The organism is Segnochrobactrum spirostomi (assembly GCF_009600605.1).
Lineage (GTDB): Bacteria > Pseudomonadota > Alphaproteobacteria > Rhizobiales > Segnochrobactraceae > Segnochrobactrum > Segnochrobactrum spirostomi.
Map to the genome: position 1 here is coordinate 2,906,888 of NZ_VWNA01000001.1, position 20,585 is coordinate 2,927,472.

A 20,585-nucleotide genomic window follows, 5' to 3' on the forward strand; every position below is an offset into this window, starting at 1 on the left:
CATGGATGCGGCGGGAACCGGTGCGACGCGGCGACAGACCGGCGGTGATTCCGGGGCGACGCTCGTCGTCCCCGAACCGGCCTTCATCGAAGGCCTGATCGCTCTGTTCGATTCGACCGCGGCCGGCGTCGATGCCCGGCGCGTTCTCGGCGACCGCCAGCGCGCCGGCCTGCGCGGCGCGGCGTTGCTGCTCATGGCCGTCTTCCTCGTGGTGCCCAAGGCCGTGCTGATCGCACTCAGCCTCGTCACTTCGGTCGCCTTTCTTGCACTCGGCATCGTGCGACTGCTGGCCTCGGCCGCGCCCGACCGCGCGGCCTTGCCGAAGCGGGCGCTCGCGGACGATGTTCTCCCCGTTTACACCGTCCTGGTGCCGCTCCGGCGCGAAGCGCGCGTGGTGCCCCGTCTGGTCGCCAACCTCGGCGCGCTCGCCTATCCGCCGGACAAGCTCGACATCAAGATGCTGGTGGAGGCGGACGACCCGGAGACGGCCTCCGCGCTCGCCCGTCACGCCGGGGCGCTCGCGGCCGAGATCGTGATCCTCCCGCCGGTCGGTCCGATGACGAAGCCGAAGGCGCTCGATGCCGGTCTAGCCTTGGCGCGCGGCGATCTCATCACCGTGTTCGACGCCGAGGACCGGCCGGAACCCGACCAATTGCGCGTCAGCGCCGAGACCTTCGCCGCCGGCTCGGACGACCTCGCCTGCTTGCAGGCGCGGCTCGTCATCGACCATCCCGAGGAGGGATGGTTCCCGACCATGTTCGCCATCGAATACGCGATGCTGTTCGACGGTCTGCTGCCGTGGCTGGCGCGGGGCGGCTATCCGTTCCTGCTCGGCGGAACGTCGAACCATTTCCGTCGCTCCGCGCTCCTCGCGGTCGGTGGTTGGGACCCGTGGAACGTCACCGAGGATGCGGATCTCGCGCTGCGCCTCGCCGCCGCGGGCTGCCGCTCCGGCCTCATTGCGAGTGCCACCTTCGAGGAGGCCCCGCTCGCCCTGCGGCCGTGGCTGCGCCAGCGCACGCGGTGGCTGAAGGGCTGGCTACAGACCTGGTTCGTCCACATGCGCCATCCCGCAACGCTCCTGCGCCTCGTCGGGCCCGGCGCGTTCTCGATGATCCAGTTGCAATTGCTCGCTTCGCTCGGCGCCATCGCCGCCCACCCGGTCTGGGCCGTCCTCGTCGCGGCGGCGCTGATGGGGCTCGCCCCGCTCGGCACCGATGGCAGCGTCACGGGCGATCTCGTGATGGTGTTCAGCGCGTCGGCGTTCGCCATCGGCTGGCTTGCCGCGGCACGGCTTGCGGTGACAGCGCTCGAGCGGCGACGTTTCGTCCGAGGCCGGCGGGCGCTCGTCTGGCTGCCGCTCTATTGGCTCTTGATGTCGTGGGCGCTCGGCCTCGCCGTCATCGATCTTGTCCGCCGGCCGCACTTCTGGGCGAAGACCGCCCATGGCCTCGCGCGGCGGCCGTCGGGGACGCTTCAGGAGCGGCGGTCGGCGACGAAGCGGGCGGCGGCGGCGAGCGTGTCGGCGGCCGCGCCATAGGGCGCGAGCAGGCTCTGGGCCTCGGCGACCAGCCGGTCGAGCTCGCCGCGCGCCCAGGCGGCACCGTGGATCGAGACGAGGGTCGCCTTGCCCCGCTCGGCGTCCTTGCCGGTGCGCTTGCCGGCGGTCTCCGCGGTCGCCTCGACGTCGAGAAGATCGTCGGCGAGTTGGAAGGCGAGGCCGATCAGGTCGCCGTAGCGGACGATGCGGGCGACGTCCTCGGCCGGTGCGCGGCCGAGCTCGGCGCCCATCGCACACGCGGCGGTGATGAGCGCGCCGGTCTTCATCGCCTGGAGCCGGCGGATTTCGGCCTCCGAAAGGGAGCGGCCCTCGGCGGCGAGATCGAGCATCTGGCCGCCGACCATGCCCCCCGCGCCCGCGGCCCGGGCGAGACGGAGCGAGAGGGCGATGCGCACCGCGGGGTCGGGATCGGTCGCCGGATCGGCGAGAATTTCGAAGGCGAGGGTGAGGAGTGCGTCGCCGGCGAGGATGGCGGTCGCCTCGTCATAGGCGCGGTGCACCGTCGGCCGGCCGCGCCGCAGGTCGTCGTCGTCCATCGCCGGCAGGTCGTCGTGGATCAGGCTGTAGCAGTGCAGCACTTCGATCGCGGCGGCGGCGGGTAGCGCGGCCTCCTCTTCATGGCCGAACAGGCGGGCGCATTCGACGAGGAGGAAGGGGCGGAAGCGCTTGCCGCCGGCGAGCGTGCCGTGGGCCATGGCGGCGGAGAGCCGCTCCGGCGCGAGCGCGAGGCTGTTGCCGCGCCCGGCGAGACAGTCGGCGAGGCTCGCTTCGGCGCGGGCGGCGATCGCCGCCAGACGCTGGTCGAGGCGCTGTTCAAGATCCATGGGCGTCACGCTCGCAAAGGCCGGCGCACGCAGCGGCGTCGGTGCCGTGCGTGCTGTCCGATCGCCCAATTGGGGGATCAGGTCAAGGCGCGCCGCGCGGGCGGACGCCGCACACGAAAAGGGCGGCGTCGAAGCGGCGCCGCCCTCGATCGAAAAGGCGAAGAAGATCGCGCTCAGGCGGCCAGCGTCGCGGCCTCGAGGGCGATCGCGGCCGACTGGATGATCGCGGCGTAGCGCACCGCCGTCTGGATCTGCTCGACCGGCATGCCGGCCTTGAGGAGCACCGCCTCGTGGGCGTCGATGCACATGCCGCAGCCGTTGATCGCCGACACCGCGAGCGACCAGAGCTCGAAGTCGGTCTTGTCGACGCCGGGGTTGGCGATGATGTTCATCCGCAGCTTCGCCGGCAGCGTGCCATATTGCTTGTTCGAGGCGAGGTGGACGAAGCGATAATAGACGTTGTTCATGCCCATGATGGTGGCCGCGGCCTCGGCGGCCGTGAACGCCTCTGGCGTCAGATGCGGCTTCGCCTCCGCCGCCAGGGCGGCGCGGACCTCGGGATTGCGCGTCGCGATCCCGCAGGCGACGAACAGGCCGTATTTCTGCTGCGCGGTGAGCGTCTCGTCCGAGCCGATGGTCGAGAGATTGAGCCGCACGTCCTTGGCGAAGGCCGGCAGTTGGTCCTTGAGGGCATCGATCGACATGGCAGTCTCCCGGCCGCCGACGCGAACGGGCGCAGCCGGCAAGCGATCATGAGATTTTTCAGGAAGCCGGGATGACCCGGCCGCACGCAGCGGCCGACCCTCGAGGAGGGGTCGGCCGCCCGCCAGGGGATTGGGGGGATCGGCGGGCGGCCTGAGTGGGGCTGTTGGGGGCAACCCCACCCATTCTGGGTAACTCAGATATAAAGGCGCACCCAGACCGCTTCAAGGCCGACTTTGTCGGCTCACGCAACCTTTAGAACGTCGCCGCCGACTTCGCGATTGCACGGGCAGAGTTCGTCGGTCTGCAGGGCGTCGAGGACGCGCAGGGTGTCCTTCGGGTTGCGGCCGACATTGAGGTTCGTCGCGTAGACGTGCTGGATGGTGCCTTCCGGGTCCACCACGAAGGTGGTGCGGTAGGCGACGCCGTCCGGCGAACGCACGCCGAGGCCGTCGACCAGCGAACCGTTGGTGTCGCCGAACTGCCAGATCGGCAGCTTGTCGAGGTCCTTGTGGTCACGGCGCCAGGCCAGCTTGACGAACTCGTTGTCGGTCGAGCCGCCGAGCACGACCGCGTCGCGGTCCTCGAAGTCCTTCGCGAGGCGGGCGAATTCCGCGATCTCGGTCGGGCAGACGAAGGTGAAGTCCTTCGGGTAGAAGAAGATGACCTTCCACTTGCCGGGGAAGCTCGCCTCGGTCACCGTCTCGAAAGCGGACTCGCCGTTTTCCTGATGGTGGTTGAAGCCCGGCTTCACGCCGGTCACGGAGAAGGCGGGAAGCTTGTCACCAATACCGAGCATCGGGTCGCTCCTTGGACCATGAGGACAGAAAGAGTGGGCATCAGCGGCCCCCGCTTGGGAGAACGGGAGGACGGCATGGCCTCCATCCACCACGCGCGGCGCCTGCGGTCAAAGTGATAATTTTGCAAAGTTCGATCGATTTAAGCGATACTAAGCCGGCTATAGCCGGCGCTCCGCCGCCCCTTGTCCGGGAATTCCGAGGCCTGCCGTGAAGACCCTGCCGACCGTGCGCCAGATGCAATATTTCGTCGCCCTCGCGGACAAGCGGTCGTTCAGCAAGGCCGCGGCGCAATGTCACGTAACGCAATCGACCCTCTCCGCCGCCATCCGCGCCTTCGAGGAGGCGCTCGACAGCGAGCTCGTCGACCGCTCCGGGCGGGGCGTCGTGCTGACCGAAGCCGGCGAAGCGGTGCTCGACCGCGTCCGGCTGCTCCTCGCCGACGTCGAGGCGCTCGCCGGCGTGGCGAAGCCGGCGGCCCTGCTCGCCGGCAAGATGCGTCTCGGCGTGATCCCGTCGATCGCGCCGTTCCTGCTGCCGCGCGCCTTGCCGTCGCTGCGGGCGAGCTTTCCCGATCTGAAGCTTCTGCTCCGGGAGGGGCTGACCCGCACTCTGGTCGAGGATCTGCGTGCCGGGCGGATCGATGCCGTCTTGGTCGCCCATCCGTACGGAACCGAGGGACTCGAGACCGCGAGCGTCGGCTTCGACCGGTTCCTGTTCGCGGCCTCGCGCCGCCACCCGCTCGCCCGGCGCAACAGCCTTTGCCGCGCCGACATCGCCGAGGAATCGCTTCTACTCCTCGAAGACGGCCATTGCCTGCGCCAGCACGTGCTCGCCGCCACCGGGGCACAGCCGCGGGCGCGCGACGACATCGAGGCGTCGAGCCTGACGACGCTCGTGCAGATGGTCGACAACGGATTCGGCGTCACGCTCTTGCCGCGCATCGCGGTCGACGGCGGAATCACCGCCGGAACCGACCTCGCGCTCGTTCCGTTCGAGGACGAACGGGCGGCGCGCGAACTGGTGCTCGCGTGGCGGAAGCGATCGAACCGCGGCGAGGAATTCCGGGTGCTGGCGCGCCATCTCGCCCAGTTCGTCGAGGCGGTCGAACCGGACGGACCGGAGCGGCGGACGTCGCCGCACGGCATCGCATTCTGAAACACGGACGCCGCGGGGGGCGACGCATCGTGGACGACAGCAAGGCCGAGACGAGCCGGGACGGTACGCCGTCCGAGACCTTCGACGCGGGAGCCGCGCCGACGCCTGCCGAAGCCGGGGTGGCGGCGGACGCCGCGGCCGTGGAGAATGCGGCCGGCGCCGGCGCGAATCCGGCCGGTGCGGAGGGGCGATCGGTGCGCGGACGCTGGCGGGGCCGCTCGGCGTGGTGGTGGGCCCGCAGGGTCGTGCTCGCGCTCGTCCTCGCCCCGTTCGTTCTGACGGCCGTCTATTGGATCGTGCCGCCGGTCTCGACCCTGATGGTGGGCCGTTTCCTGACCTTGCAGCCGGTGACGCGCGATTGGGTGTCGCTCGACGACATCTCCCCGGCCTTGGTGCGCTCCGTCATCGTCTCCGAGGACGCCCGCTATTGCACCCATCACGGTATCGACACGGTCGAGATGTCGAAGGTGCTCGACGCCTATGCGAAGGGGCGCGAGACGCGGGGGGCGAGCACCATCACCATGCAGGTGGTGAAAAACCTCTTCCTCTGGCCGGGCCGCGACGTGGCGCGCAAGGCGCTCGAGATGCCGCTCGCGCTGTGGCTCGACCTTGCGATGTCGAAGCGGCGGGTGCTCGAGATCTATCTCAACATCGCCGAATGGGGTCCGGACGGCCAGTTCGGCATCGAGGCGGGCTCGCGCGCCGCCTTCGGCCGCCCGGCGAAGGATCTGACCCGCCGCCAGGCCGCCCTGATGACGGCGGTCCTGCCGAACCCGATCGACCGCAACCCCGCACGCCCCTCGCGCTATGTCTCGACCCGCGCCAACGAGATCGCCGCCGACGCCGCCCAATCCGGCGGCCTCCTCGACTGCATTTATCCGGACGGGTGAGCGGCGGTCCTCACCGCTCCTCGCGGCCGATCCATTTGACGACGACGGGGGCTTCGTAGGTCTCGAAGGCGGTGAACAGGGGCTCGGGCTCGCGCTCGACGATCAGCATGCCGCGGTGGCCGGGGCGCACGAAGCCCTCGGTCACCTGATGGTCGAGGAAGCCGACGAGCGGGCCGTAGAAGCCCGCCACGTCGTAGAGCGCGCACGGCTTGGCGTGGTGGCCGAGCTGCGCCCAGGTCCACATCTCGAAGATCTCTTCGAGCGTGCCGATGCCGCCGGGCAGGGCGACGAAGGCGTCGGAGCGGTCGGCCATCAGACGCTTGCGCTCGTGCATCGAGCCGACCACGAGGCTCTCGGTCAGCCCCTCGTGCGCGATCTCCTTCTCGACGAGGGCGCGGGGAATGATCCCCACCACCTTGCCGCCGGCGGCGAGCGCCGCATCGGCCACCGCGCCCATGCAGCCGACCTTCGCCCCGCCATAGACGAGGGTGATGCCGCGGGCGGCGATCGCCGTGCCGAGGGTGCGGGCGGCCTCGACATAATCCGGCCGGCTGCCGGGATTGGAGCCGCAATAGACGCAGATCGATTTGATTTCGGGCACGTCGAAAGTTCCTTGTCGCGAGGCGCGCGAAGGGGTGCGGCGCTCGACCTTATTCGGCGAGTTCGGCGAGCACCCGCGCCCAGGAGCGGATGCCCTTGTGGAAGCTCGTCAGCTCGTATTTCTCGTTGGGCGAATGGATCTGATCGTCAGGCAGGCCGAAGCCGATCATCAGGGTGTCCAGCCCGAGGATAGACTTGAACTGACCGACGACGGGGATCGAGCCGCCGCTGCCGATCACCACCGCCTCGGTGTTCCACTCGGCGGTGAGCGCGGCGCGGCCGCGGGCCAAGTGGGGATTGGCGAGATCGACCCGGAAGCCACCGCTCGCGCCGTGCTCCTCGAAGGCGACGCTGCAATCGGCCGGGATGCGGGCGCGCACGAAGGCGCGGAACGTCTCGCGCACCTTGTCGGGGTCCTGGGTGCCGACGAGGCGGAACGAGACCTTGGCGGAGGCCTTCGCCGGGATCACCGTCTTGAAGCCGGCGCCGGTATAGCCGCCGATCATGCCGTTGACCTCGGCGGTCGGGCGGCCCCAGGTCTGTTCGAGCACGCTGCGGCCCGCTTCGCCCGCCGGGATCGAAAGGCCGACGCCGGGCAGGAGGTCGTCGTTGCGGGAGAGCTCGGCCCATTGCGCGCGCTGCTCCTCGGGCGTGTCGGGCACGCCCTCGTAGAAGCCCGGCAGGGTGACGCGGCCGGTCTCGTCGTGGAGGTCGGCGAGGATGCGGGCGAGCACGTGGTTCGGATTGCGCGCGGCGCCGCCGTAGAGGCCCGAGTGCAGATCCTTGCTCGCCGCGCTGATGACGATCTCCTCGCCGACGACGCCGCGCAGTGAGGCCGTGATCGCCGGCGTGGTGCGGTTCCACATGCCGGTGTCGCAGACGAGGGCGACGTCGGCGGAAAGCTCTTCCCGGTTCGCCGCGAGGAAGGGCGGCAGGCTCTCACCGCCCGATTCCTCCTCACCTTCGAGCAAGACCGTCACCGGCACGGGGAGGCGTCCCGTCACCGCGACGAAGGCGCGGCAGGCCTCGATGAAGGTGAGGAGTTGGCCCTTGTCGTCGGCCGCGCCGCGGGCGACGATGATCTTCGAGCCGTCGTCGCGGGTCACGATGCGCGGCGCGAACGGATCGGTGTCCCAGAGCTCGATCGGATCGACCGGCTGGACGTCGTAATGGCCGTAGAAGAGAACGCTCGGCCCCGCCGATGGGTCCGTGCGGTGGCCGACGACCATCGCGCGGCCCGCGGTCGGGCGTACCGCCGCCGCGAAGCCGATCTCGGCGAGCGCCGCCGCGCACCAGGACGCCGCCTCGTCGCAGGCGCCAGCGAAGGCCGGGTCCGTCGAGATCGAGGGGATGCGCAAAAGCGCGAACAGCCGGTCGAGGCTCGCCTCGAGGTCGGCATCGATCCGGGCGAGAACGTCGTCGAGCATCGGAGCCTCCGAAGATGGTCGCGCCCGCCGGGGCGCACGGATGGGTCACGGGACTTAGCGGTGCCGCTGCGGCGAAGGCAAGGCCGAGGGCCAGGCCGGGCAGGGCGGACATCGCCGCGGGGCGCAAAAAGGGGGCGGAACGCAGCCGCCCGCCATCATGAGGCCTGCGCCGGTTCGCCGGCTTGTCCGAAGCGGCGAGTTGTGGTGATTGGGCGGCGATTTCACTGCTGCGTTACGAGCGACCGTTTCGGAGAACAAGACCAATGGATGAGCTGATCCAACACATTGTCGAAAAGACCGGCCTCACCGCCGAGCTCGCCCACAAGGCGGTCGAGATCCTTCTGAGCTTCGTCAACCGCGAAGGCGATCCGGCGATCGTGAAGCCGTTCCTCGCCAAGCTGCCGGGCGCCGAGAACATGCTGCGCGCCCACGGCGAAGGCGGCGCGAGCGGTCTGCTCGGCGGCACCCACGGCATCCTGAGCGGCGGCGGCGTCCTCGGGGCCTTCTCCGAGCTCACCGCGGCCGGCATCCACATGCACCAGATTCAGGCAGTCGCTCAGGAACTGGCGGCGTTCGCCAAGCAGGAAGTCGGCGAAGACCTGACCAACCAGGTGATCGCCTCGCTGCCGGGCCTGTCGCATATCGTCTGAGGCGGCGCCGGCGCGTTCGAGGCGGACGGCGATCCCTCGCCGCCGGGGCTGAGGCCGCGGCGGCGGTCTCGACCGGCGAAGCGGACCCGATCCGCGGAGGTGATCCATGGCGATCCATTTCGAACGCGCGGAATTCGCGATCCGGCAGGAGCGGGTCCTCGAGGCGATGGCCGCGAACCGGCTCGACGCCCTCGTCCTGTTCGCGCCGGAAAGCATGTATTGGCTGACCGGCTACGACACCTTCGGCTTCTGCTTCTTCCAGGCGATGGTGATGACGCGGACTGGCCGGTTCGTCCTCATCACCCGGGCGCCGGACCTGCGGCAGGCCAAGGCGACCTCGATCGTCGAGGACGTTCGGGTCTGGGTCGATCGCGGCACCGCCGATCCCGTCGGCCAGCTCAAGGAGGTGCTCTTCGAGCTCGACCTCCTCGGCACCAATCTCGGCGTGGAATACGACACCCAGGGGCTGACCGCTGCGAACGGACGCAAGCTCGACGACGGGCTCGAGAGCTTCGCGACGCTTATCGACGCCTCGGCTTTGATCCCGGCGCTCCGCGCGGTGAAGAGCCCGGTGGAGATCGCCTATGCGCGCGAGGCGGCCCGGCTCGCCGATCTCGCCTACGAGGCGGGGCTCGCGGAGATCCGTCCGGGTGCCGACGAGGGCCGCATCCTCGCCGCGATGCAGGGGGCGGTGTTCGCCGCCGGTGGCGATTATCCCGGCAACTCCTTCATCATCGGCTCCGGCGCCGATGCGCTGCTGTGCCGGTACAAGACCGGCCGCCGCCGTCTCGACGCCCGCGATCAGATCACCCTCGAGTTCGCTGGCGTGTGGCGCCAATATCATGCGGCCCTGATGCGGACCGTCGTGATCGGCGCGCCGACGCCGCGCCATCTCGAACTCCACGAGGCCGCCCGCGAGGCGCTCGCGGCGGTCGAAGGCGCGATGCGGCCGGGTTCGACCTGCGGCGACGTGTTCGACGCCCACGCGCGGGTGATGGATGGGCGGGGCCTGCAACCGCACCGGCTCAACGCTTGCGGCTATTCGCTGGGCGCGCGCTACGCGCCCTCGTGGATGGACCCGCCGATGTTCTATCGCGGCAACCAGACCCCGATCGAACCGAACATGATCCTGTTCGCGCACATGATCCTGTTCGACAGCGAGACCGAGACGGCGATGACGCTCGGGCGGACCTATCTGACGACCGCGGCCGACCCGGAGCCGCTGTCCCGCCTGCCGCTCGAACTCGCGGTCGTCGGATGAGACGCGGGCCGTGGCGGGCTCTGGCCAGGCCGCGGCGATCCGGTTAGACAGGCGGAAGGCCCGGGCCCTCCGCGAGGCGACCGACGGCGAGGTGGCGTAGAATGATTCGATCGGTCGGACGGTCTCTCGAAGGCACGAAGAGCCAGGGGCATGTCAACGGGTCCGGCGCGCCGAAGCGCAGCCGCGCGCCCTTGTTCGGTGCCGTGGGGCTGATGCTCGGGCTCGCGCTTGCGGGCTGCGGCCCGTCGAAGCCGTTCGTGCAGGAGAGCCCGTTCCCACCGGCGGTCGATCCCGCCAAGGCGACGATCTACATCGAGACCCCGACCGGCATCCCGGGCAACACCGCCACCGCCCTGATGTCGAGCTTCAAGAAATATGCGAAGCAGGAGGGCGTCAATTTCGTCGCCCTCCGCGACACGCCGCCGACCTACAGCCTGCGCTGCCATTTCAACGCCGTCGGCGACACGGCCGCCGTCACCGTGATCTCGATCTGCGACATGGTCGACGGCGCCGGACGCCGCGTCCACCGCATCACGGTGCAGGAGCCGGGCGGCACGACCCAGGGCGATCCGTGGACCAGCGTCGGCACCGGCGTCTCCGATCTCATCGCCCAGCGCACCGTCGTCGCCATCCGCGCGTGGCTTTACGGCGGCAACGTCTGAGCGGCGCTGTGGGTGTGGCCGCTTTGCAAGAGGCCTGTCCGAAACGTGAACGGGGCGTTGTGGCGCCGCGGCGGGGTTGCTAAGGAAACCCCCATCGGATGAAGCGGAATGCGCACGGGCCGCACCTGCGCGCGGGGGCACGCCGCTGACCCGCCCCTCGTCGGGGCGGGCGGGGAACGACGCGGGGCCGGCTCCGCACGGAGGCATAGTCTGAGATGAAGCTGGTAGCCGGAAATTCGAACCGCTCCCTGGCCGAGGCGATCGCGACCTATCTCGATGTGCCCCTCGCCAAGTGCATGGTCCGGCGCTTCGCCGATCAGGAGATTTTCGTCGAGGTTCAGGAAAATGTCCGCGGTGAGGACGTTTTCGTCCTGCAATCGACGAGCTTCCCGACCAACGACCACCTGATGGAACTGCTCATCATCACCGATGCGCTGCGGCGGGCCTCGGCCCGGCGCGTGACCGCGGTGGTGCCTTATTTCGGCTATGCCCGCCAGGACCGTAAGCCCGGTCCGCGCACGCCGATCTCGGCCAAGCTCGTCGCGAACCTCATCACCCGCGCCGGCGCCGACCGCGTGCTGACGATCGACCTGCACGCCGGCCAGATCCAGGGCTTCTTCGATATTCCGACCGACAACCTCTATTCGGCCCCGGTGATGACGCGCGACATCAAGGAGCGCTACGGCATCGGCAACGTCACGGTGGTGTCGCCGGACGTCGGCGGTGTGGTGCGCGCCCGCGCCCTCGCCAAGCGTATCGACGCGCCGCTCGCCATCGTCGACAAGCGCCGCGAGCGGCCGGGCGAATCGGAAGTCATGAACATCATCGGCGACGTCGCGGGCCGGGATTGCATCCTGGTCGACGACATCATCGATTCGGGCGGCACCCTCTGCAACGCCGCCGAGGCGCTGATGAAGCAGGGCGCGGTGAGCGTCACCGCCTACATCACCCATGGCGTGCTCTCGGGCGGCGCGGTCGCCCGCGTCGAGGCTTCGATGCTCAAGGAACTCGTCATCACCGACAGCATCGAACCGACCCCGGCGGTCGCCGCGGCGCGCAACGTGCGCGTCATCTCGGTCGCGCCGTTGCTCGGCGAAGCGATCAGCCGCACCGCCTTCGAGAAGTCGGTCTCGAGCCTGTTCGATTGAGCCTGCCGGATCGGCCGTTTTCGGCGGATTCCGCTTCCCACGCGCACGCGATGCGGCTATGAAAGCGCCCGGCCCGCACCCCTGGAGGCGGGCCGAAGCCGTTTCGGCGGCTTTACCGGGACCGTGCGCGAGATTGTCGCGCCGCCGGCGACACATCCTGCATCTGGAGAAGACCTATGGCTCGTTCCTATGAGCTCGAGGCTTCGGTGCGCGATCGGGTTGGTAAGGGGGCCGCTCGCGCACTGCGCCGCGAACAGAAGATTCCTGCCGTGATCTACGGCGAGGGCAAGGCCGCGCTGCCGATCGCGCTTCCGGCCAAGGAAGTTACGCTGAAGCTCCACGCCGGCGGCTTCCTGACCACGGTCGCCACCATCGCGGTGGCCGGCGAGAAGATCCGCGTGATCCCGCGCGACTTCCAGCTCGACCCGGTCCGCGACACGCTGGTCCACATCGACTTCCTGCGCGTCGGCCGTGATTCGCACGTCACCGTCGAAGTGCCGGTCCACTTCGAGAACGAGGCGAACTCGCCCGGTCTGAAGCGTGGCGGCGTCCTCAACATCGTGGCCCACACGCTGACCCTCGATTGCCCGGCGGATGCGATCCCCGAGGCGATCACGGTCGACCTCGCCGGCCTCGAGATCGGCGATTCGGTGCATCTCTCGGCCGTCAAGCTGCCGGCGAACACCCATGCCATCGTGCATGGCGACGAGCCGACCATCGCGACGATCGCCGCTCCGGCCGTGCTCCCCGAGGAGCCGGCGGCCGCTGCTGCGGAGCCCGCCAAGGGCTGATCCCCGATTGCTGCCGGTTCCGGCAAACGCGGAAGGGTTCCCATGCTGATCCTGGTCGGCCTCGGCAATCCCGGCTCCGCGTATGTCAAGAACCGGCACAATATCGGCTTCATGGCCGTGGACGCGATCCACGGCCATTTTCGTTTCGCCCCCTGGCGCCAGAAATTTCAGGCTGAGATCGCCGAAGGCAGCCTCGGCGGGGAGCGCGTGCTTCTGATGAAGCCGCTCACCTACATGAACGAATCCGGCCGGGCGGTGGCCGAGGCCGCGCGCTTCTATAAGGTCGAGCCGGGCGGCATCGTGGTGTTCCACGACGAGCTCGATCTGCCGCCGGGCAAGTTCCGCGTGAAGACCGGGGGCGGCCACGGCGGCCACAACGGCCTGCGCTCGATCACCCAGCACATGGGCGACGCCTATCGCCGCGTCCGCCTCGGCATCGGCCATCCGGGCGCGAAGGAACTCGTCCACGGCTACGTGCTGCACGATTTCGCCAAGGCCGATCAGGCGTGGATCGATCCGTTGCTCGCCGCGATGGCCGACAACGCCGAACTCCTCGCCGACGGCAAGGACGCGACGTTCGCGAACCGGGTGCACCTGGCGCTCCAGCCCGACGACGGCAAGCCGGCGCGGGGCAGCAAGAAGGCGGACGCCGCGGTGAAGGATGCCGAGGTCGCGCCCGGCACGAAGCCGGCGGCCGGCAGCGCTCCCGCTGCGAAGAAGGACGCTGCTGAGCCGACCTCGACCGCCGCCCAGGGACCGCTCGCGGCCGGGCTCGCGAAGCTCTTCTCCGGCCGCCGCTGACACTGCCGCGCCCGGGAGTTCAGCCGGGCGTCAGATGACAGCCGGGTTTGCGGCGGCCCTCGAGATAATCTCGCACGATCTCGCCGAGCCGCGCCCGCCCGAAACTCGGGAAATGGCCGCCGTGGACGACCTCGACCGGCAGCGTCAGGAGGCGCTCCAGCGAGGCGACATAATCGTCGAGATCGGAATGGTAGGCGTCGTCGATCAGCGGGCCGTCATAGACGATGTCGCCGGAGATCAGCGTGCCCGTCGCCTTCTCCCACAGCGCGATGCCGCCCGGCGAATGGCCCGGCGTGTGGATCACCTCGAAGGCGCGATCGCCGAGATCGACGACGTCGCCGTCGTTGAGGAGGCGGTCCGCCGGCGCGGGGGGCACGCGATAGGCATCGGCGCGCCAGTCCGGCGGAAAGGCGTCGAACATCTCGTCGGTGGCGTAGCGGTCGGCCGCGGTCCATTCGTTGCGCGGATCGGCGAGGATTTCCGCCTCGGCGCAGTGGACGCAGCGATCGGCGAATTCGTGGTGCGAGCCGATGTGGTCGAAATGGGTGTGGCTCGCCACGCACACGAGGGGCCGCCCAGTGAGCAGCGGCACATGGCGGCGCAGCGGCACCGCGCCGAGCCCGCTATCGACCACGAGATCGCGCTCGCGCCCGCGCACGTGCCACATGTTGCAGCGGTAGAACGGCTTGATCCAGGGCTCGTGGATCAGGGTGATGCCGTCGGCCTGCGGCACCGTCTCGTACCAGCGGTCGGCCGCGATGATGTCGAGCGTCGCCATGGGGCCCTCACGCGGTGACGAGAACGAGATCCGACGGCCGGCAGGACAGCATCAAGGCAGCGCCCTCGGCGGGGGCGGCATCGGGCGGCAGGCGCAGCACGAAGGTCTGACCGCCCGTCTCCGCCTCGGCGATGACGCGGAAATGGGCGCCCTGGAACACCGCCTCGCGGATGCGGACCGCACCGAGGAAGACCGCGCCGGAGCCGTCGGCGCGGATGTTCTCCGGCCGCACGATCAGCGCCGCGGCGCTGCCCGCCGCCGCCTCGCCGGCGACGCTGAAGCGCCCGATCGCCGTCTCGACCTCGGCCGCGCCGGCTTGGGAGGCGACGACCTTGCCTTCGATCTGGGTGCTCTCACCCATGAAGGCGGCGGTGAAGCGGGTTGCCGGACGGGCATAGACGCGCGACGGCGGGCCGGCATCCTCGATGCGGCCCTTGTTCATCACGACGACGAGGGTGGCGAGCGCCATCGCCTCTTCCTGGTCGTGGGTGACGTGGACGAAGGAGCGGCCGGTGCGTTTCTGGAGCGCGAGCAGTTCGTCCTGCATCTGGCGGCGCAGATTGAGGTCGAGGGCGCCGAGGGGTTCGTCGAGGAGCAGGATCTCCGGCTCCACCACGAGGGCGCGGGCGAGCGCGACGCGCTGGCGCTGGCCGCCCGACATTTCGTGGATGCCGCGGGAACCGAAGGCGCCGAGCCCGACCATCTCGAGCGCGGCCTCCGCCCGCTTGAGCCGCTCCGCGCCCGGCACGCCGCGGACCCGCAGGCCGAAGCCGACATTGTTGGCGACCGACATGTGCGGAAACAGGGCGTAGTCCTGGAACACGGTGGTGGTCGGCCGCGCCGCCGGATCGAGCGCGGTGACGTCCTGCCCGGCGATCTCGATGCGGCCGGAGGTCGGCACCGTGAAGCCGCCGATCACCGACAGCAGCGTCGTCTTGCCCGAGCCCGACGGCCCGAGCAGCACGACATAGGAGCCGGCGCCGACGGACAGGCTCACGTCGGCGAGGGCGACGACGTCCCGGTAGGCCTTGCGGATGCGGTCGACGACGAGATGGGGACGGTCGCTCATCGGCGCCTCTTTCCGAACAGGAGCGCTTCGACCGCCGCCACGAGGACGATCGAGCAGACGAAGATGAGGGACCCGACGGCGTTGGTCTGCGGGTTGAGACCGCCGCGCAGCATCGACCAGATCACCACCGGCAGCGTCACGTCGAAGCGGGTGACGAGATAGGCGATCAGGAACTCGTCCCAGGACAGGGTGAAGCAGAGGCAGAAGGCGGCGATCAGCGCGGGCGCGATCATCGGCACCGTGATCGTGGTCAGGATGCGGAAGGTCGAGGCACCGAGATCGCGCGCCGCCCATTCGATCTTGCGCTGGTGCTCGCCGAGCTGGCCGAGGCAGATCGCGAAGGCGAGCGGCATGTTGATGACGACGTGGCCGACCACCACCATCGGCAGCGAGGGGCCGAGCCCGAACGCCGAGAGCCCGACGAGGAGCCCCATGCCGACGAGGAGATAAGAGACGGCAAGCGGCAACAGGATGATCGCCTGGAGCGCCGAGCGGCCGCGGAATTCATAGCGCGCCAGTCCGTAGGCGGCGAGGAAGCCGAGCATGACCGAGAGCGCCGACGAGCCGAGCCCGACGATCAGGGAGTTGAAGAGGCCGTCCATCAGCCGGTCGTTGGCGAACAGGCGTTCGTACCAGACGAGGGTCGGCCCTTTGAACGGCGGCACCGGCAGGGCGCCGTCCTGGAACGAGAACAGGATGAGGACGGCGACGGGCAGGAAGATGAAGACGTAGCCGAGCGTCAGATAGCCGAAGGCGACGACGTTTCCGGCACGGCGCAGGAGGGGCACGCTCGCCATGGGTCAGAGCCTCGACATGCGCAGCCAGCGCTGCATCGCGAGATAGACGACGGCGACGACGACCGTCATCAGGAGCGACATGGTGGAGGCCATCGGCAGATCGAGCTGGCGCTGGATCTGCATCATCACGAGCTGCGGCAACAAGAGCTCCTTCAGGCCGCCGAGGATCTGCGGCGTGACGAAGTCGCCGATGCACAGGACGACCGTGAGGAAGGCGCCGACCGCCATGCCGGGCACGCTCAAGGGCAGCGTCACCATGAGGAAGGTGCGCCAGCGGCTCGCCCCGAGGTCCTGGGCGGCGAGCGCATAGCGCGGATTGATCTGCACGAGGTTGGCATAGATCGTCAGCGTGTTGAGCATGACGAAGAAGTGGACGAAGCCGACGATCGTGGCGCCGGGATTGTAGGCGAGCATCAGGGGCCGCTCGACGAGGCCGAGATTGACGAGCACCCAATTGACGATGCCCGACGGCGACAGCGCCAGCAGCCACGCATAGGAGCGCACCACGTAGGAGGTCCAGAACGGCACGATGGCGAGCGCCAGCGCCAGGCGCTGCCAGGACTTCGGCACCCGGTAGGCGATCACCCAGGCGAACGGGTAGGCGAGGGCGAGGCTGACGACGACGACGAGCGTCGTCGTCACCACCGAGTTCCACAAGGCCTTCGCATAGGCCGCGTTCGAGAAGAACAGGACGTAGTTCGCCACCGAATACCCGCTCGCACCGAGCGGCTTCAGGCTGACGGCGACCATCATGAGCACCGGGGCCGCGAAGAACACCGCGATCCACGCGGCGGCCGGCAGCGCGAAGCCGAAGCCGGCGATCCGGCTGCGCCGCGCCGCGCGCTGTTCGTTCGTAAGGGTCACGGGCGCTCACGCTCCGCTCAGGGGACGAAGACCGAGGGACCGCGGCCGTCCGGCCGCCGGTCCTTCATGCGATGGCGCGGCGGCGTGCCTCAGGCCGGGTCGCGGCGCAGCGGCATCGTCATGCAATGGACGCTGCCGCCGCCGGCGGCGAACAGGTCGAGCTCCGGATCGAGCACGGTCACGCCCTCGGCGCGCAAGGCCGCGTTGATGCGGCGGCTGTGGCGGGGCGAGATGACCCGATCGCCGCCGAGGGCGAGCAGGTTGCAGCTCATCTCCATGACCTCGCGATAGGTCGCTTCGACGATCCCGATCCCGTGGGCCTTCAGCCAATCGGCGAACTCGTCGCCGAGGACCTCGGTGCAGGCCACGGCGAGGCGGTCGGTCGCCATGCAGAACAGCACGTCGAGGTGCAGGAAATGCTCGGCGAAGCCTTCGAGACGGACTTCCCAGCCCTTCTCGGCGAACCATTGGCCGAATTGCTCGGCACCCTCGCGGTCGGTGCGGCCGCCCGAGTGGCCGACGACGAGGAGGCCGTCGCGGATGATGTGAATGTCGCCGCCCTCGACCGTGCCGCGGGTGCCGTAGTTCCAGAACCCGCCGTGCTCGCCGTAGAACTTGAGGATCGAGGCATATTCGCCGCGCCGCTGCGGCATGGCGAGGGTGGTCATCACCGGCCCCCACGGGGTCGTCTGGCTCGAATCCCGAGTATAGACCTGATATTTCAGGTGCGCCTCGGGCTCGATGTAGTGCCGGGTGACGCCGGCGTGGTCGAGCGCGTCCTCGAGCTCACGATATTGTGCCTGGAGGCGCTGGTGATCGATCCGCTTGTCGCTCGCGAGGGTGTCGCGGGCGATCGAGTTGGTCGGAATCCACTGATAATGGTCCGGCGGGCACAAAAGCACGTCGCGCAGGACGCCGGTTTCGGAATCGACCGACCAAGTCACGGCTCGTTCTCCCCTCACTTCATGACCCCTCGACATTGCCTCGCATTCGCCCCACAGAACATAGCGTTCGAACGGTGCATGCTTTCAGATTTCTCGAAGTAAGGGGTTCGTCCGGTGGCGCCACGGCTCGACACGGTGGATCTGCGCCTGCTCCGGGTGTTCGTCGCGGTCGTGGAGGCGCGCGGCTTCACTGCGGCCCAGACCGTGCTCAATGTCGGCGCCTCGACCATCTCGAACCATATCTCCGCCCTCGAGACGCGCCTCGGGGTGAAGCTCTGCCGGCGCGGCCGGGCGGGCTTCCGCCTCACCGAGGACGGCGAACTGATCTATGCCGAGACCCAGCGCCTGTTCGCGGCGATCGACGCCTTCGACATGCGGGCGAGCGCGATGCGCGCCCACGTGCGCGGCACCCTTCCGCTCGGCATCGTCGACAACACCATCACCGACCGCACGGCGCCGCTCCATGCCGCGATCGGCGCCTTCGTCGCCGCGATGCCGGACATCCAGCTCTTCATCGACATGCGGCCGCCGAACGATCTCCTGCGCGAACTGATGGAGGGCCGCCTCCACGTCGTCATCGGCTCGTTCCCGAAGATCCTGCTGGGCTTGCGCTACATCCGGCTCTACGACGAGCCGCACCGCTTCTATTGCGGCCGAGCCCATCCGCTGTTCGCCGTGCCGGACCGCCAGATCGGGCCGGAGGTGCTCGCCCGCCACCGGCTGATCTCGCGCGGCTACTGGGGCTCGCGGGATGCGAAACAGCCGCGCTCCGACCGGGCGCCGGCGGTCGTCAACAACATGGAGGCGGGCGCGCGGCTCATCCTCTCCGGGGCCTTCCTCGGCTATCTGCCGATCCATTTTGCGGAGCGCTGGGTCGCCCGCGGCGAGATGCGCGCGATCCTGCCCGACGATCTCGCCTATGATGCGCCGTTCGAGATCGCCTGCGCCCAGACCCCGCTCGCCGCCCCGGCGCGGCGGTTCGTCGATCAGGTGCTCGCGACCTTCGGCGTCACCGAATCCGACACGACGGTGTGAACGGACGCGGCCCGGTCGCCGCTTTCGCTGGACCGTCATGGCGAATTGATATGCGATGCGTTCGCCGGCCGCGCCGGCATTCATAAGAGAAGAAGGATTATCTCCATGGCCGACCTCGTCGTTATCGCGTTCCCGACCGAAGAGAAGGCGGAGGAGGTCCGTCAGCGCCTGCTCGCGCTGCAGAACGAATATCTGATCGAGCTCGGCGACGCCGTGATCGCGGTGAAGCGGCCGGACGGTCACGTGAAGCTCAATCAGCTCGTCAACACGACGGCGATCGGCGCCGTGTCGGGCACGTTCTGGGGCACCCTGATCGGCCTCATCTTCCTGATGCCGCTCGCCGGCGCGGCGATCGGCGCCGCCTCGGGCGCGATCTCCGGCGCGCTCACCGACACCGGCATCAACGACAAGTTCATGAAGGAAGTCGCCGAGAGCCTGCAGCCGGGCAACGCCGCGCTGTTCGTGCTGGTGCGCAAGTTCACCGCCGACAAGGTGCTGGCGGACCTCGAAGGCGTCGGCGGCACGGTGCTGCGCACCTCGTTCGACCACACCCAGGAAGAAGCCCTGCGCGCGGCCCTCGCCGGCGTCAAGGCCGCCGTCCCGGATGCCCCGCAGGTCTGACCTCGACACGCGCTTCCCTTCTCCCCGTACGCGGGGAGAAGGTGGCCCGAAGGGCCGGATGAGGGGCGGCGCCCTCCATTTAAGATATTGTTTTAAAATAAGAAATTATGTAACGCGCCCCCTTCGTGGCGCCTGTTCCCGAGGGTGCGTACGTACGTCCTGTCCGTAGTCATCCCCGGGCTTGTCCCGGGGAGCCAGGGGCCGCGCGCTTTTCGTCCGCCGCCCCTGGGTTGCCGGCACAAGGCCGGCAATGACGATGGAGGGCAAGGTGTTCGCCGCATAAGGGTGGCCGCCGGGATGGCCCGGAGACAGATGCGATTGCCCCAGGGACGAACCCGGGGAAGACGCGGATGGGCCGTGCCAGCCATTCACTCTCAGCCGGCGCTTCCACGCGAAAGACCGGGAGTGAGCCGGAACGGGAGCTCCGACCGTGCCCCGGCCGAAGTGGTCTCTATGGTATCCGCCGCGCCGCCTTGGGAGATCGCGGCTTGGCGGCGAGGGGGAGGTCGGGAAAGAGGCTCGGGGCCTGCGGGGCGAGTGCGCCTTCGATCTCCAGCATCCGCCGTTTGGTGGCGACGCCGCCGGTCGCGGTGAAGCCGACGAAACGGCCGCCGGCGCCCATCACGCGGTGGCACGGCACCACGATCGGAAACGGATTGCGGCCGAGTGCTTGGCCGACGGCGCGGGCGAGGCCGGCATCGCCGAGGCGCAGCGCGACCTCCCCATAGGTCAGCGTCGCGCCCGGCGGGATGGCGCGGGTCAGGGCATAGACGTCGCGGTGGAAGGTGGGGACGCCGGTCATGTCGAGCGGCACCGTCGCGAGATCGTCCCGGGCGCCCTCGAACAGCCGCATGATCCGCAGGATGGCGTCCGTGGCGAACGGGGGCGGCGAGACGGTCTCGAGCCCCGGCGCGCGGGCCGCGAGGCGGCTGCGCAGGCCGCGTTCGTCGGGATCCGGCAACTGCACCGCGACGAGGCCCGCCGCGCCCCAGGCGAGGCCGCAGCGTCCGATCGCGGTGTCGAAGAGGGTGAAGCCGCCGGCCGACATGGCCGAATCATAGCACGACTCGGGCCTCGCGCGGCGCGACGCAGACACGTCGCGGTTGGCACTCGGCGCTCCGGCGCGCGGTGCATCGACGCCCCGCGCCGTCGCGGTCTATAAGGTCCCGCCCGGACGCATGGTGAGAGAGCCGGGGAGGGGACGG

22 protein-coding genes are annotated in these 20,585 nt (G+C 69.4%); 11 read left to right on the forward strand and 11 right to left on the reverse strand.

Annotation, left to right across the window (positions count from 1 at the left end; all coding sequences use genetic code 11):
• Nucleotide 1: 1 nt before the first annotated feature.
• Nucleotides 2–1,540, forward strand: a complete 1,539-nt coding sequence (locus F0357_RS13050) for a glycosyltransferase family 2 protein (protein ID WP_153482364.1) — start codon at nucleotides 2–4, stop codon at nucleotides 1,538–1,540.
• Here the strand turns inward: F0357_RS13050 and F0357_RS13055 are convergent.
• From F0357_RS13055 to F0357_RS13065, 3 genes are all read right to left on the reverse strand, one after another.
• Complete coding sequence (locus F0357_RS13055) at nucleotides 1,477–2,385, reverse strand: polyprenyl synthetase family protein (RefSeq protein WP_153482368.1); 909 nt, start codon at nucleotides 2,383–2,385, stop codon at nucleotides 1,477–1,479. The two genes, F0357_RS13050 and F0357_RS13055, sit on opposite strands and share 64 nt — an antisense overlap.
• A 173-nt stretch (nucleotides 2,386–2,558) precedes the next feature.
• Nucleotides 2,559–3,089 (reverse strand): alkylhydroperoxidase, AhpD family, encoded by a 531-nt coding sequence (ahpD, locus tag F0357_RS13060; RefSeq protein ID WP_153482371.1) that lies wholly within the window; start codon nucleotides 3,087–3,089, stop codon nucleotides 2,559–2,561.
• A gap of 242 nt (nucleotides 3,090–3,331) precedes the next feature.
• The gene (locus F0357_RS13065; protein ID WP_153482374.1) at nucleotides 3,332–3,886 is read right to left on the reverse strand and encodes a peroxiredoxin; all 555 of its coding nucleotides are present in this window, start codon (nucleotides 3,884–3,886) and stop codon (nucleotides 3,332–3,334) included.
• 235 nt (nucleotides 3,887–4,121) lie between these two features.
• Between F0357_RS13065 and F0357_RS13070 the strand changes: the two genes are divergently transcribed.
• The gene (locus F0357_RS13070) at nucleotides 4,122–5,042 is read left to right on the forward strand and encodes a hydrogen peroxide-inducible genes activator (RefSeq protein ID WP_153486901.1); all 921 of its coding nucleotides are present in this window, start codon (nucleotides 4,122–4,124) and stop codon (nucleotides 5,040–5,042) included.
• A gap of 194 nt (nucleotides 5,043–5,236) precedes the next feature.
• Complete coding sequence (gene mtgA, locus F0357_RS13075; RefSeq protein ID WP_376767832.1) at nucleotides 5,237–5,932, forward strand: monofunctional biosynthetic peptidoglycan transglycosylase; 696 nt, start codon at nucleotides 5,237–5,239, stop codon at nucleotides 5,930–5,932.
• Nucleotides 5,933–5,942: 10 nt separating this feature from the next.
• Here the strand turns inward: mtgA and F0357_RS13080 are convergent, their stop codons facing one another.
• Together F0357_RS13080 and F0357_RS13085 are read right to left on the reverse strand one after the other, a co-directional pair.
• A complete protein-coding gene (locus F0357_RS13080) occupies nucleotides 5,943–6,524 on the reverse strand; it encodes an LOG family protein (RefSeq protein WP_312861709.1) in 582 nt (193 codons plus the stop codon).
• Nucleotides 6,525–6,582: 58 nt separating this feature from the next.
• Nucleotides 6,583–7,959, reverse strand: a complete 1,377-nt coding sequence (locus tag F0357_RS13085; RefSeq protein WP_153482377.1) for a M20/M25/M40 family metallo-hydrolase — start codon at nucleotides 7,957–7,959, stop codon at nucleotides 6,583–6,585.
• 263 nt (nucleotides 7,960–8,222) lie between these two features.
• Between F0357_RS13085 and F0357_RS13090 the strand changes: the two genes are divergently transcribed.
• The 6 genes from F0357_RS13090 to pth all read left to right on the forward strand — a co-directional run bounded on the left by F0357_RS13090 (nucleotide 8,223) and on the right by pth (nucleotide 13,272).
• Complete coding sequence (locus F0357_RS13090) at nucleotides 8,223–8,609, forward strand: DUF2267 domain-containing protein (RefSeq protein ID WP_153482380.1); 387 nt, start codon at nucleotides 8,223–8,225, stop codon at nucleotides 8,607–8,609.
• Nucleotides 8,610–8,715: 106 nt separating this feature from the next.
• On the forward strand, nucleotides 8,716–9,870 hold the full coding sequence (locus F0357_RS13095) for a M24 family metallopeptidase (RefSeq protein ID WP_153482383.1): 1,155 nt from the start codon (nucleotides 8,716–8,718) through the stop codon (nucleotides 9,868–9,870).
• A gap of 101 nt (nucleotides 9,871–9,971) precedes the next feature.
• Entirely contained in the window at nucleotides 9,972–10,532 is a 561-nt protein-coding gene (locus F0357_RS13100) for a hypothetical protein (protein ID WP_153482388.1), read from the forward strand.
• A 215-nt stretch (nucleotides 10,533–10,747) separates the two neighbouring features.
• Nucleotides 10,748–11,680: a ribose-phosphate pyrophosphokinase gene (locus F0357_RS13105; RefSeq protein WP_153482392.1), complete on the forward strand. Its 933-nt coding sequence runs from the start codon at nucleotides 10,748–10,750 to the stop codon at nucleotides 11,678–11,680.
• Between the two features lie 176 nt (nucleotides 11,681–11,856).
• Nucleotides 11,857–12,471: a 50S ribosomal protein L25/general stress protein Ctc gene (locus tag F0357_RS13110; RefSeq protein ID WP_153482395.1), complete on the forward strand. Its 615-nt coding sequence runs from the start codon at nucleotides 11,857–11,859 to the stop codon at nucleotides 12,469–12,471.
• 42 nt (nucleotides 12,472–12,513) lie between these two features.
• Entirely contained in the window at nucleotides 12,514–13,272 is a 759-nt protein-coding gene (gene pth, locus F0357_RS13115) for an aminoacyl-tRNA hydrolase (RefSeq protein ID WP_153482399.1), read from the forward strand.
• A 19-nt stretch (nucleotides 13,273–13,291) separates the two neighbouring features.
• Here pth and F0357_RS13120 read toward each other — a convergent pair whose 3' ends face one another.
• The 5 genes from F0357_RS13120 to F0357_RS13140 form a co-directional block, all read right to left on the reverse strand.
• The gene (locus tag F0357_RS13120) at nucleotides 13,292–14,050 is read right to left on the reverse strand and encodes an MBL fold metallo-hydrolase (protein WP_153482402.1); all 759 of its coding nucleotides are present in this window, start codon (nucleotides 14,048–14,050) and stop codon (nucleotides 13,292–13,294) included.
• A gap of 7 nt (nucleotides 14,051–14,057) precedes the next feature.
• On the reverse strand, nucleotides 14,058–15,119 hold the full coding sequence (locus F0357_RS13125; protein WP_153482405.1) for an ABC transporter ATP-binding protein: 1,062 nt from the start codon (nucleotides 15,117–15,119) through the stop codon (nucleotides 14,058–14,060).
• The gene (locus tag F0357_RS13130; protein WP_153482408.1) at nucleotides 15,116–15,916 is read right to left on the reverse strand and encodes an ABC transporter permease; all 801 of its coding nucleotides are present in this window, start codon (nucleotides 15,914–15,916) and stop codon (nucleotides 15,116–15,118) included. The genes F0357_RS13125 and F0357_RS13130 overlap by 4 nt, the downstream gene beginning before the upstream one ends.
• Before the next feature lie 3 nt (nucleotides 15,917–15,919).
• On the reverse strand, nucleotides 15,920–16,780 hold the full coding sequence (locus F0357_RS13135) for an ABC transporter permease (protein ID WP_312861580.1): 861 nt from the start codon (nucleotides 16,778–16,780) through the stop codon (nucleotides 15,920–15,922).
• 89 nt (nucleotides 16,781–16,869) lie between these two features.
• A complete protein-coding gene (locus F0357_RS13140; RefSeq protein WP_208948329.1) occupies nucleotides 16,870–17,724 on the reverse strand; it encodes a dimethylarginine dimethylaminohydrolase family protein in 855 nt (284 codons plus the stop codon).
• Between the two features lie 114 nt (nucleotides 17,725–17,838).
• On the opposite strand from F0357_RS13140, the gene F0357_RS13145 reads away from it, so the two are divergent.
• Both F0357_RS13145 and F0357_RS13150 read left to right on the forward strand, forming a co-directional pair.
• Nucleotides 17,839–18,759 (forward strand): LysR family transcriptional regulator, encoded by a 921-nt coding sequence (locus tag F0357_RS13145; protein WP_208948330.1) that lies wholly within the window; start codon nucleotides 17,839–17,841, stop codon nucleotides 18,757–18,759.
• Between the two features lie 105 nt (nucleotides 18,760–18,864).
• Nucleotides 18,865–19,380 (forward strand): DUF1269 domain-containing protein, encoded by a 516-nt coding sequence (locus tag F0357_RS13150; RefSeq protein ID WP_153482413.1) that lies wholly within the window; start codon nucleotides 18,865–18,867, stop codon nucleotides 19,378–19,380.
• A 451-nt stretch (nucleotides 19,381–19,831) separates the two neighbouring features.
• On the opposite strand, the gene F0357_RS13155 is transcribed toward F0357_RS13150, so the two are convergent.
• Nucleotides 19,832–20,428 carry a methylated-DNA--[protein]-cysteine S-methyltransferase gene (locus tag F0357_RS13155; protein ID WP_153482416.1) on the reverse strand — a complete coding sequence of 199 codons (597 nt, stop codon included), beginning with the start codon at nucleotides 20,426–20,428 and terminating at the stop codon, nucleotides 19,832–19,834.
• Between the last annotated feature and the right edge of the window lie 157 nt (nucleotides 20,429–20,585).

Bases quoted from the DNA above. Each gene is read 5' to 3' on its own strand.
- F0357_RS13110 (WP_153482395.1), top strand. From the start codon at position 11,857: ATGGCTCGTTCCTATGAGCTCGAGGCTTCGGTGCGCGATCGGGTTGGT.
- F0357_RS13100 (WP_153482388.1), top strand. From the start codon at position 9,972: ATGATTCGATCGGTCGGACGGTCTCTCGAAGGCACGAAGAGCCAGGGG.
- F0357_RS13155 (WP_153482416.1), bottom strand. From the start codon at position 20,428: ATGTCGGCCGGCGGCTTCACCCTCTTCGACACCGCGATCGGACGCTGC.
- F0357_RS13090 (WP_153482380.1), top strand. From the start codon at position 8,223: ATGGATGAGCTGATCCAACACATTGTCGAAAAGACCGGCCTCACCGCC.
- F0357_RS13120 (WP_153482402.1), bottom strand. From the start codon at position 14,050: ATGGCGACGCTCGACATCATCGCGGCCGACCGCTGGTACGAGACGGTG.
- F0357_RS13070 (WP_153486901.1), top strand. From the start codon at position 4,122: ATGCAATATTTCGTCGCCCTCGCGGACAAGCGGTCGTTCAGCAAGGCC.
- F0357_RS13050 (WP_153482364.1), top strand. From the start codon at position 2: ATGGATGCGGCGGGAACCGGTGCGACGCGGCGACAGACCGGCGGTGAT.
- F0357_RS13150 (WP_153482413.1), top strand. From the start codon at position 18,865: ATGGCCGACCTCGTCGTTATCGCGTTCCCGACCGAAGAGAAGGCGGAG.
- F0357_RS13130 (WP_153482408.1), bottom strand. From the start codon at position 15,916: ATGGCGAGCGTGCCCCTCCTGCGCCGTGCCGGAAACGTCGTCGCCTTC.
- F0357_RS13125 (WP_153482405.1), bottom strand. From the start codon at position 15,119: ATGAGCGACCGTCCCCATCTCGTCGTCGACCGCATCCGCAAGGCCTAC.
- F0357_RS13085 (WP_153482377.1), bottom strand. From the start codon at position 7,959: ATGCTCGACGACGTTCTCGCCCGGATCGATGCCGACCTCGAGGCGAGC.
- F0357_RS13105 (WP_153482392.1), top strand. From the start codon at position 10,748: ATGAAGCTGGTAGCCGGAAATTCGAACCGCTCCCTGGCCGAGGCGATC.
- ahpD (WP_153482371.1), bottom strand. From the start codon at position 3,089: ATGTCGATCGATGCCCTCAAGGACCAACTGCCGGCCTTCGCCAAGGAC.
- F0357_RS13055 (WP_153482368.1), bottom strand. From the start codon at position 2,385: ATGGATCTTGAACAGCGCCTCGACCAGCGTCTGGCGGCGATCGCCGCC.
- F0357_RS13095 (WP_153482383.1), top strand. From the start codon at position 8,716: ATGGCGATCCATTTCGAACGCGCGGAATTCGCGATCCGGCAGGAGCGG.
- F0357_RS13065 (WP_153482374.1), bottom strand. From the start codon at position 3,886: ATGCTCGGTATTGGTGACAAGCTTCCCGCCTTCTCCGTGACCGGCGTG.
- pth (WP_153482399.1), top strand. From the start codon at position 12,514: ATGCTGATCCTGGTCGGCCTCGGCAATCCCGGCTCCGCGTATGTCAAG.